The sequence below is a fragment of the Microcystis sp. LE19-41.2A genome (assembly GCF_027530405.1).
In the GTDB taxonomy this organism is placed as follows: Bacteria; Cyanobacteriota; Cyanobacteriia; order Cyanobacteriales; family Microcystaceae; genus Microcystis; species Microcystis aeruginosa.
This window is the reverse complement of the sequence record NZ_JAPZQJ010000060.1, coordinates 1-1,422: the sequence shown is the minus strand read 5'-3', so window position 1 is coordinate 1,422 and position 1,422 is coordinate 1. Positions and strand designations below refer to the sequence as shown.

Genomic DNA, 1,422 nt, shown 5'->3' with positions numbered 1-1,422 from the left:
ATTCCTTTTTAATTCCCGTGATATTGTGCTTTGATGACATCCGAGCCAGACGGCCATTTGCCGTTGAGATAAATTTCCCTCCTGACTAAGTTGGTAGAGCAAGTTTCTTTGTTCTATGTTAAGATGTTGGTGGCTCATTTTGGGTCTGATTTGTTTTTGTTAATGATCAGACAGTACCTGATGAGCCTTTCTTTGTCAACTCTTGAGGTTGATGCGTTTCATTTTTGAATTGGCGAAGGATTATTACAAAATAGTCTAGAAATTATTGCTTGCAATGAGGAAGATGCTATAACTATAGCTAAATTTCGAGTTTTAACTAAAAGTGCAGGATTATTTTTAGGAGATCGTGCTTGTCTTGCTTTAGGTAAACGCTTGAATTTACCTGTGTTAACAGCAGACAAAGTATGGACCAGTTTATCTCTGGGAATTACTATTACTTTGATTCGTTAAAGTTCATCATCATTTGACAAATACTTTTTAACAACTGAAAATTTGGAACTGCATTCAAAACAGTAATAAGGTGCGTTAATGAAATGTAACGCACCCTACAGGATTGGATATCACTAGAGATTAAAACCCACATTCCGCACTTTATGATTAAGTCGCAATAACGCCACCAAGAAAAACTGATTGAACCGACAAAATTTGTTGAGATTAGAGAATTTTTACATCTGACTTCACCAAGAATAATTTGACAGAAGCAAGGATCGCTCAAGTTAGACATGGTTAAACTAAAGTGGCCTAATTTATTGGACACTTTTCGGGGAAAAAGTTTTTTCTGGGATTGACTTAAACTGAATTTGCTCAATTTGATTCTCAACTTACTTGGTAGTAATTTTGGCAATAAATAGAAAAATATTCAAGAATATCAAGAATCTCCTCAGTTAAATTACTGATGTGGCTTTGAGCATTAATCTTGACTAAATGAATCCCCTGTAAAATCTGAAATATCCATCTTAAAGTTGGTTTATCTGTGGCTTTACCAAGTTTATTTTTGACTTTTCCACCTTTCCTTTGTAGTTCCCCTCTTAACATTCTTTGTCCCAGACTATATACTAATAAGCATATTCCCATTAAAAAAACCATTGTTTCTATCCTTTTTGGGGTTTTCACCAAGACACTATCTGCTAGAAATAAGGGGTCTTTAATGAATCTAAATCCTCGTTCACAAGATTGTTGTGCTTTATATTCATCAAGCATTTCTTCCGCCGATAGGTTTTCCTTGTCGAGAACAGGCGATAATAAATCTTCCTGCTCTTTCTGTTTCGGCTTTAATAATTTCGGCTCTTCGTTACTTGTTATGGTTCGATAGGGGGGCATAAATCGACTAAATCCTTATCTGGCAAGAGACTTAATTGATTAGTTCGCTCTAGATAAAAAACAATTGACAAAAATCGCTAAATGCCTTTCTATATAAGGGTT

Annotated in this window: 1 protein-coding gene and 1 pseudogene; both read right to left on the bottom strand. The window is 35.0% G+C overall.

The features are described from left to right. A partial coding sequence (locus O9290_RS02840; RefSeq protein WP_288086678.1) for a helix-turn-helix domain-containing protein occupies positions 1-138 on the bottom strand: 138 nt, incomplete at its 3' end. A gap of 678 nt (positions 139-816) precedes the next feature. After that, positions 817-1,288 (bottom strand): annotated as a pseudogene (locus O9290_RS02835) (IS1634 family transposase); the annotation flags it as partial. Positions 1,289-1,422 lie beyond the last annotated feature (134 nt).